This window comes from Acidovorax sp. CF316 (genome assembly GCF_000276605.1).
Classification (GTDB): domain Bacteria; phylum Pseudomonadota; class Gammaproteobacteria; order Burkholderiales; family Burkholderiaceae_C; genus Acidovorax.
In genome coordinates this window covers 1-8,901 of sequence record NZ_AKJX01000281.1, presented here as the reverse complement: position 1 = coordinate 8,901, position 8,901 = coordinate 1, and the positions used below count along the sequence as shown (strand labels likewise).

Genomic DNA, 8,901 nt, shown 5'->3' with positions numbered 1-8,901 from the left:
TCTTTTGGCGAAGCAAAAGAAGGTAGGTGCGCCGCCGGGCGCACACCCCGGCCTCCGCCCTCAACCAAAGCACGCCATCCAATAAGCACAGCAGCACGGCTCCACAAATTAAAAACCACAGATCACTGATCCGCCCTGATCCCCGCCGCCTTGATGATCGGCGCCCACCGCTGCCGCTCCTTCCTGGCAAAGACCCCCAGATAAGCCGCGCTCCCCCCGGCCGGCTCGAACCCCAGGTCCAGCAGCCGCTGCCGCACCTCGGGCCTGGCCAGCACCTTGTTGACGGCCGCATTGAGCGTGCGCGTGATGTCCGCTGGCGTGCCCTTGGGGGCGTACAGCGCGTTCCAGGCGACGAACTCGAAGCCTGCCTGGCCCTGCTCGGCGACGGGCTTGACGCCAGGTGCCAGGTTGCTGGCGGTGGCCGAGGTGACGCCCAGGGCGCGCAGCTTGCCGGCCGCGAGGTGGGGGCGCAGTGCGAGCGGCGTGTCGATGGTCACGGACAACTGGCCGCCGAGCACGTCGGTCATCGCGCTGCCCGAGCCCTTGTACGGGATGCCGAAGAGCGGGGCGCCCGAGCGTTCCTTGAGGAACTCGAGCACCAGGCGGGCCGAGGTGCTGGGCATGGCGATGTCGGCCGAGCCGGGCGTGCGCTTGACGGCCTCCAGCACGTCGCCAATGCTGCGGTACGGGGTGGCGGCACCGGCGGCGAGCACCATGGGGAAGGTGCCCACCATGGCGATGGGCTCGAAGTCCTTCTCGGGGTCGAAGGGCATCTTGGCATAGAGGAACTGGTTGAGCACATGGGTGGCGTTGGTGCCCATGGTCAGGGTGTAGCCGTCGCCCGCGGCCTGGGCCGCCAGCTCGGTGCCGAGGATGCCGCCCGCGCCGGCCTTGTTCTCCACCACGATGGGCTGGCCCAGCTCGCGCCCGAGCTGCTCACCCAGGTAGCGGGTGGCGACGTCCGTGCCCTGGCCGGCGGCGTAGGCGACGATGATCCGGATGGGCTTGGTGGGATAGGGGGGCTGTGCCTGTGCCTGCGCCGAAGGGGCGCACGGGCACAGCAGGCTGGCCGCAGTCACAACAATGGTGGCAGCGATGGATCGCATGCTTGTCTCCTGGTTTTTTTGGTCTGCAGATCACAAGGGAAGGGTACGGGCAATGCCCCGGGTGTAGAAGTCCCTGCGTTGGTTTTCGTCGAATCCGAGCCCGGCCAGCACCTCGTCGGCATGCTGGCCAAAGCGCGGTGGCGGCGTGCCCGGCGACGCCGGGGTGCCGTACAGGCGTGCCGGGGTGCGCAGCGCGGTGAACGGCCCCTGCCGGATCACCATCTGGCGGTGCGCGCAGTGGGCCTGGGCCAGGGCCTGGGGCACGTCGTTCACCACGCCGGCGGGCACGCCCACGCGCATCAGCGCTTCGCACAGCGGGCCGCAGTCCGATGCGGCGATGGCCGCCTCGATCACGGCCTTGAGCGCCTGGCGGTTGGCCAGGCGGTCGGCATTGGTGCGAAAGCGCGGGTCCTCGGGCAGCCCGGGTTGTCCGAGGTGCTGGCCGAAGCGGCGGAACTGGCTGTCGTTGAGGATGCCGATGAACACGTGGCCATCGCGCGCCTGGAACTTGTCGTAGGGCGCGATGTTGGGGTGCGCGCTGCCCAGTAGGCCCGGCGCCTGGTGCGAGGCGAACCAGTTCGACGCATGCGGCAGCAGCAGGCTGAGCGCGGTGTCGTACAGCGTGGCCTCCACGCGCTGCCCCTTGCCGCTGCCGTGCCGGCTGCACAGCGCCATGAGGATGCCGGTGAGCGCGACGTAGCCGGTGAGGTGGTCCACGATGGGAATGCCCATGCGCGTGGCGCCGCTGGCCGACTCGCCGTTGATGCTCATCAGCCCGCACTGCGCCTGCAGCACGGCGTCGTAGCCCGGTAATCCGCCCAGCGGGCCGTCGCGGCCGAAGCCCGAGATGGCGCAGTAGACCAGGCGCGGGTAGCGCGCGGCCAGCACGGCTTCATAGCCCAGGCCCCACTTCTCCATGGTGCCGGGCAGGAAGTTCTCGACCAGCACGTCGGCATCGGCCAGCAGGCGGTGCAGTACCTCCTGCGCCTCGGGCTGGCTGAGGTCCAGGCCGAGCGCCTTCTTGCCGCGGTTCAGCGCGGCGAAGTAGGCGCTGTGGCCCATGGCGTCGTAGGGCGGGCCCAGGTGGCGGGTCTCGTCGCCGCCCGGCGGCTCGATCTTGACCACCAGGGCGCCGTTGTCCGCCAGCATCTGGGTGCACAGCGGGCCTGCCAGCACGCGCGTGAGGTCCACGACGCGCAGGCCCTGGAGCGCCGTGGCGCCGCTGAAGCCTTGCATGGCGCTGGGGTTCATCCGCGGCTGGGCAGCACGACCACGCCGCCACCCAGCACGGAGAGTTCGCCGTCCTGGTTGTGCGCCTGCTGCTCGATCTCCACCAGGTGCTGGCCGTTCTCCTGGAACTTGCGCGTGACCTTGCCCTTGATGAAGAGCATGTCGCCCTCGGGGTTGTGGCGGCGGATCTTGCAGCTGGCCTTGTGCAGGAAGCCGGCGTCGCCCATCCAGTTGGTCAGGTGGTGGGTGAGCCAGGAGGTACGCTCGGGGCCGTAGTCGTAGGCACCGGGGGCGCCGACCTCCAGGGCGAAGTCCTCTTCCCAGTGCACGCGCTCTGGCACGTCGGGGATGCCGAAGCGGTTCTTGATGCCCACGCCCGGGTGCGCGTCGATGAGCTTCCAGGCCAGCTTGTTGGCGCGGATGTACAGGCCGCCCCAGCCCTGGGCGTAGGCGATGAAGCCGGTGACCGTCATCGGGCCCTTGAACATGGTGGGCAGCTCGTCACCCACGTTCACGTCCTCCCAGTAGCGTGGCGTGGCGCCGCGTACTTCCTCGTCGCGGTAGAGCTTGTAGGCCTCGCCCAGCTCCTCGTCGGTGTACTGGCGCGGGCCGCGCTCGCGCACGTTCTGGTACTTGCTGCCCTGCTCGCGGGCGTGGTCGCGCTCGGTGCGAAAGCACCAGCTGTCGGCCTCGGCCACCTTGTCGCCGCTCTGGTTGAAGAAGTCCACGTGGTAGATCTGCTGGATGGCGCGGCCGGCAAAGCGGGTCTGGTGCTCGACCAGGTCCTTGAGCGAGGCCTCGGTGGAGATCACGTCGTTGCGGCGCACCGGCTTGTGCCAGGTCCAGTCGGCACCGGACCACATGGCGTGCACGCCCGGCAGCCCGCCCACATAGCCCGAGACGATGCGGCTGGTGGCGAACAGGAAGCTGGGCAGGGCGACGATGCCGCCGTAGTGCGTCTTGGCCGCGTAGTCGGGGTCGCACCACAGCGGGTTGTCGTCGCCGATGCCGTGCGCGTAGTGGCGGATGTTGTCGCGCGTGGCCTCGTGGCACCAGGGCTCGGCGGTCTGGCCGATCTTGACGCCGATGCGTTCGCGCAGATCGTCGAGGCCGGCGTCGGTGATCTTGGGAAAGCTGCGTTGCTGGGAGCGTGCTGACATGGGTGGATTCTCCTTGTGGTGGTTGGTGAATCGATGAATAAAGGACTGACGGACTGACGGACTGACGGACTTGCTGAAAACGGATGGGGAGAGGGAAAGGGATGGGGCGCGGCGCTGCTCAGGCGCAGGCCAGCACCTCGCGCTCGCGCAGCACCTTGCGGTGCACCTTGCCGGCGGGGGTCTTGGGCAGCTCCGGCACGAAGGCGATGTGGCGCGGGTATTCGTGCTGGCTGAGCTTGGTGCGCACCAGGTTCTGCACCTCCTGGATGAAGGCCTCGCTGTGCGCGCGGTCCGAGACCACGAAGGCCTTGACCACCTGGCCCCGGATGGCGTCGGGCACGCCGATGACGGCGGCTTCGAGCACGTCCTCGTGCATCAGGATCACGTTCTCGATCTCCACCGCGCTCATGGTCCAGCCGGCGGAGATGATCACGTCGTCGGCGCGACCACCGTGGTAGAAGTAGCCGTCCTCGTCGGTGCGGCCCAGGTCCTTGGTGGGCACCCACAGGCCGCGGCGCAGCACCATGAGCTGGCCGGTCACGCCGGGCGGGCAGACCTGGCCTTCGGCGTCGTGCACTTCGACCACGGTGCCGGGCACGGCCTTGCCCAGCGAGCCGCGCTTGACCGGGAAGTCCGCCGCGCCGGGGTAGCTGGCCAGCACCACGCCGATCTCGGTGGTGCCGTACATGCTGCACACCGGCAGGCCGAACTGCTGCTGCACGAAGTCGGCCGTGTCGTCGTCGATGGGCTCGCCGGTGAAGGACAGCTTCTCGAAGTGGTAGCTGTACCCGGCCGCCTTGCCGCAGTTCTTCACCATGCGGTAGTGGGTGGCGGCGGCCGACATGTTGGTGAAGCGGTGGGTCGACAGCGCCTGCAGCAGCCGCTCGGGGTTGAAGCGGCCGCTGTAGCTGCCCACCGTGAGGCCCAGCGCCAGCGGGGCCAGCGTGCCATGCCACAGCCCGTGGCCCCAGGCAGGCGACGACGGGCACATGAAGCGGTCGCCCGGGCGCAGGCCCGTGCCGTAGAGCGCTGCCACCATCAGCGTGACCAGGGCCTTGTGGGTGTGCCTGACGGCTTCGGGCAGCTCGCGCGTGGTGCCCGAGGTGTACTGGAACACCGCCAGGTCTTCAGGGGCCGAGCGGGCATGGTACTGCCCGGGCAGGGCGGCCAGCCGTTGCCACAGCCCCCCGTTGAACACCTCGAACGGCGTGCTGCCCAGGCCGGCGACCACGTCGCGCTTGTCCTCGTTGGTGACCAGCAGGGCGGGTTGGCAATCACCCACCCGCAGGCGCACGCCGTCGGGCCCGAACAGGGTGAACAGCGGCACGGCGATGGCGCCGCGCTTGATCACGCCGAACATGGCCGTGTAGAACTCGCGCGAGGGCTCCAGCATGATGGCCACGCGGTCGCCCCGGCCCACACCTCGGGCCTCCAGGAAGTGGGCGAAGCGCGAGGAATCGCGTGACAGCTCGTCGAAGCTGATCTTCTCGTCCATGCCGTCCGCGCGGCAGACGATCACTGCATCGCGGCCCTGGCCCGCATGGCGGTCCACGCACTCATGGGCGATGTTGAAGGACTGGCGGTCTCCATCAAAAAGGTCCCACAGCCGCTCGCTCGAAAAGTGGCTCTGTGCATCGGCGTAGCTCGTGGTGTCGGTAAGTCGGTTCATGGCTGCATGGGCTCTGTGTGGCGGTGCATGCAGTCTCGGTATCCTGGTAAAAATTGTCAAATAGGACTATTGGTTGTACATAGACAATAACAATGGAGTTGATGCTTGCCGCCACCGGGGCTATCCGGGTGCGCGCATGGGGCGACGGGGTGAGGGCGGCAGGGAGGAGACGGGGGAGGCGTCGGGCTGCCGAGCTGCCGAGCTGCCGTGTGGGCGCAGGCAGCTGCGCGTGGCGGCGGTGCCTCTTGCCGCCGCCCGGCTTGGCAGGCGCACCAGGGGCTGGCCTCGCAGGCCATGGGGGGCACTGGATGGCGCGGGCGCTGGCAGCAGTTGCGCCCGCACCTTGTCAATAATTGTCTATGAACAATTGATTGGTGATTTTGACAATGGTGGGGCGGATTTTCGACAATGGCGGCTTCGTCCCACCGACACGGCCAGCCCATGAACCGCCAGCTGAAGACCTTTGAACAACTCCGAGCGCTGATTGCGCAGGAGGTGCTGCTGCAGCAGCCAACATTCGGCGTGGTGGAGCCCCGCCTCATCGCGTTGCCTGAACGCGATGCCAGTGGCTGCAACTGGGCCGTGGGCGGCTGGGCCGCGCCGTGCGGCCCGGAGCGGGAGTCCTGCCCGCAGCTGCTGTAGCTGGTGCGGGGCTACCAGTCGCGCTTCAACGCAGTGGGCCGCTCGCCGGGCAACGCCGTGGCCTTGCTGCCGCCCGCCACGCAGGGCGCCGCCAGTGCGCCGCGCAAATCCGGCGCCTGAGCCACGCCAGGCATGCCGGCCTGCCTGCGCAAGGCCCGGCCTCAGGAGAACTCGATCCCCTCGCTGGCCAGCCCCACCAGGTCGATGCGCGCAGCCGTGGCATCCAGGTTGGCGGCCAGCACCACCACCTCGTTGAACGAGACCCCGCTGGCCATCAGGTCCACCAGCGGCTTGAGCTCGGCCTGCGTGCCGGAGCGGCCCACCACGTTGGTCCACAGCAGCTGCGCCACCTGGGCCGGCGTCTGCGCGCCCAGCAGCTGCAGCCCGATGCCCGCGATGGTCTGGCTGGTGGCGCCGGCATCCAGCAGGCGTATCACCTCGCCCACCGCCGCCTTGTTGTTCACCAGCGCCGGGCCGCCCAGTGCCCCCAGCAGCTTGGCGGCCTGGCCGGCGTTGCCGCCGAGGTCCAGCGCCAGCTTGGTGTCGCTGAAGGTGAGGCGCTCGACCCGCGTCATATCGAGCATGGCCCCATCGGTCGTGCGTTGCAGGGTGAACGATCCATTGGCGTTTTGCTGCACATGGGTCTGTGCCAGCGTGGCCGGGATGACGACGGTGTCGGTGCCTGCCCCTCCATCCACAAACCGCGCCAGGCCCAGCGTGGGGCTGATGGTGTTGTTGCCCGCATTGCCCGTGACGGTGATCTCGCGGATGGCATCCACGCGTATGTTGCCTGCGGTGCTCATGCCCTCCAGCAGCTGCGTCGGCGTCTTGCCCGCGCTTTGCTGCGGGAAGAACTGGGCAAACAAGGTGGCCACTTCCAGCGCCGATGTGCTGGCGAAGGGCTGGATGATGGCGCCCTCGCCTTGCGTGAGATCGCGCCCCAGCCACTTCTGGTACAGGAAAGCGGCAGCCTCCTCGGCCGCACTGTGCGCCACGGTGAGGCTCGGGCCCGCCGCAAAGCGCACCTGCTCCACATCCACGAGCCAGTCGGACACGCCCGAAGGCGTATGGGTCAGCTTGATGCCTGCTCCGTCCAGGGTCACGGTGTAGTCCGCGCGCGCGCCCTCCTGGATGGCTACGTCGAAGCCCGTGCCGCCATTGAGCTTGTCGCTACCGGTACCGCCGGAGAGCAGGTCGTTGCCCGCACCGCCGAACACGATGTCGTCGCCGGCATCGCCATTCACCTGGTCGTCGCCCGCCTCGCTGCCCACCACGTCGTTGCCGCCACCGCCGTGGATGGTGTCGTTGCCCGGGCCGAGCACGATCCACTGGGCAGCACCATCGCCGCTGGCCATGTTCTGGCCTGCACCGCCGATGAGGCGCACGGCACCGACGATGGCGACGAATGCCACGTTGTCCACCTGGATGACGGTGTCGGCGGGCAGGGCCCGGGCGTCGATGACGATGGCCTGCTTGCCGTCACCCGCCGCGGCGCTGCCGCTGATCACCAGTGGCACGTTGGGGTTGAAACCTGTGCCGGTGGTGGGCTTGATGGTCTGCACCACCAGCGATTCGTTGACGCCCAGGGTGTCCAGGAAGGCCTTGACCTGGGGGGCCAGCTCGGAGTTGGTGCCTGCCGCTGCGTCGATGCGCTTGAGGAGCTCGGCCTGTGCAGCCGAGCCCGTGGTGCCGACGGACTGCCCCACGGCCGTGAGGCCCACGCCCACGGGGATGCTGACGGACACGAGGGCGTGGCCATCGGCGGCCTTGGCGATGGGGATGTCGGCCAGCGCGCTGCCCGAGCCGGGCGTGTCGGGCCGGTTGCTGGCGACCACGGGCACCGTGGTGGTGGTGGTGCCGTCAGGGGCCGTGGTGACGATGACAGGCGTTCCATCCACGGTGTTCGATGCAGGCGGCGTGCCACCGACCGTGATCACATTGCCGGTGAGGTCGGCGATCACCACGGTCGCATCGGCACCGGCGTTCCAGTCTTCGGCAAAAGCGATGTTGTAGGTGGTCTTGTCGGTGGCGCTGGTGCCGGTCTTGTCCAGCAACTGGTTCACGAAGGCCTTGTCGGAGGCGCTCAGCGTCAGGCTGAAGCTGGTGGCGCTGGTGGTGTCCACGTTGGCGGTGTCGGTCAGCCCATAGGTGCCGCCGCCCTTGCCGGTGAAGCTGAGCTTGTTGGCCACGATGTCGTTGGCGGTGCCGGCCTTGCCCATCAGGTTGGTGCCCGTGACCACCAGCACACCGGTGCCCACGTCGTAGGTGGCGCTGGTGACGGTGGGCACGGCCACGTTGGAGACCGTGATGGCATTGCCCGTGAGGTCGGCCACCACCGAGGCGGCATCGGCCCCGGCGGCCCAGTCCTCGCCGGCGGCCAGGTTGTAGGTCGAGCCACTGGTGGAGTTGGTGCCGTTCTTGTTGACCAGCAGGTTCAAGGCCGCGCGGTCGGCCGTGCTGAGCGTCAGGGTGAAGGCGGTGGCGCTGGTGATCTCCACGTTGGCGGTGGTGGTCAGCGTGTACTCTGCGTCGCCCTCGCCGGTGAAGGTGAACTTGTTGGCGACGATGTCGTTGGCGGCCCCCGCCAGGGCGGTGAAGCCGGTGCCGGTGACCACCAGGGCGCCGCTGGTGGCGTTGTAGGTGGCGCTGGTGATGGTGGGCGCCGGCCCCGGGATGGATACCGTGATGGCATTGCCCGTGAGGTCGGCAATGTTGCCGCCCGTGACCACGCTGTTCCAGTCATCGGCCGCAGCCAGGTTGTAGGTGGTGCCGCCCGTGGAGCTGGTCCCGGCCTTGTTGAGCAGCGTCTCCACCGCGGCGATGTCGGCGCCCGAGAGGGTCACGGCAAAGCTGGTGGCCGAAATGACCTCGACGTTGGCCGAGGTGGACAGCACGCGGGTGGCGCCGCCTTCGCCCGTGAGGGTCAGCTTGTTGACCGTGACGTCGTTGCTGGCCCCGTCGGTCTTGACCAGGTTGGTGCCCGTGACGGTCAGGACATGGGAACTGGTGTTGTAGGTGGCGCTGGTGATGGTGGGGGCAGACACGCCGGAGACGACGACGGCATTGCCGGTGGCATCGGCGGCGGCCGCCGACT

The 8,901-nt window shown here is 68.7% G+C and carries 6 protein-coding genes; 1 reads left to right on the top strand and 5 read right to left on the bottom strand.

Features of this window, described 5'->3' with window-relative positions; genetic code table 11:
* Window positions 1-122: 122 nt before the first annotated feature.
* The 4 genes from PMI14_RS31485 to PMI14_RS31470 form a co-directional block, all read right to left on the bottom strand.
* Window positions 123-1,106, bottom strand: a complete 984-nt coding sequence (locus PMI14_RS31485) for a tripartite tricarboxylate transporter substrate binding protein (RefSeq protein WP_007861522.1) — start codon at window positions 1,104-1,106, stop codon at window positions 123-125.
* A gap of 30 nt (window positions 1,107-1,136) precedes the next feature.
* Window positions 1,137-2,342, bottom strand: coding sequence for a CaiB/BaiF CoA-transferase family protein (locus PMI14_RS31480; protein ID WP_035206394.1), 1,206 nt, complete (start codon window positions 2,340-2,342; stop codon window positions 1,137-1,139).
* Window positions 2,343-2,353: 11 nt separating this feature from the next.
* Window positions 2,354-3,496 carry a MaoC family dehydratase N-terminal domain-containing protein gene (locus PMI14_RS31475; protein WP_007861520.1) on the bottom strand — a complete coding sequence of 381 codons (1,143 nt, stop codon included), beginning with the start codon at window positions 3,494-3,496 and terminating at the stop codon, window positions 2,354-2,356.
* A 118-nt stretch (window positions 3,497-3,614) separates the two neighbouring features.
* Window positions 3,615-5,165 carry an acyl-CoA synthetase gene (locus PMI14_RS31470; protein ID WP_007861519.1) on the bottom strand — a complete coding sequence of 517 codons (1,551 nt, stop codon included), beginning with the start codon at window positions 5,163-5,165 and terminating at the stop codon, window positions 3,615-3,617.
* A gap of 441 nt (window positions 5,166-5,606) precedes the next feature.
* On the opposite strand from PMI14_RS31470, the gene PMI14_RS31465 reads away from it, so the two are divergent.
* A complete protein-coding gene (locus tag PMI14_RS31465) occupies window positions 5,607-5,807 on the top strand; it encodes a hypothetical protein (protein ID WP_007861518.1) in 201 nt (66 codons plus the stop codon).
* A 161-nt stretch (window positions 5,808-5,968) separates the two neighbouring features.
* On the opposite strand, the gene PMI14_RS31460 is transcribed toward PMI14_RS31465, so the two are convergent.
* Window positions 5,969-8,901, bottom strand: a 2,933-nt coding sequence (locus PMI14_RS31460) for an S-layer family protein (RefSeq protein ID WP_007861514.1), incomplete at its 5' end; no start/stop codon positions are given.

Bases quoted from the DNA above. Each gene is read 5' to 3' on its own strand.
- PMI14_RS31475 (WP_007861520.1), bottom strand. From the start codon at position 3,496: ATGTCAGCACGCTCCCAGCAACGCAGCTTTCCCAAGATCACCGACGCC.
- PMI14_RS31485 (WP_007861522.1), bottom strand. From the start codon at position 1,106: ATGCGATCCATCGCTGCCACCATTGTTGTGACTGCGGCCAGCCTGCTG.
- PMI14_RS31470 (WP_007861519.1), bottom strand. From the start codon at position 5,165: ATGAACCGACTTACCGACACCACGAGCTACGCCGATGCACAGAGCCAC.
- PMI14_RS31465 (WP_007861518.1), top strand. From the start codon at position 5,607: ATGAACCGCCAGCTGAAGACCTTTGAACAACTCCGAGCGCTGATTGCG.
- PMI14_RS31480 (WP_035206394.1), bottom strand. From the start codon at position 2,342: ATGCAAGGCTTCAGCGGCGCCACGGCGCTCCAGGGCCTGCGCGTCGTG.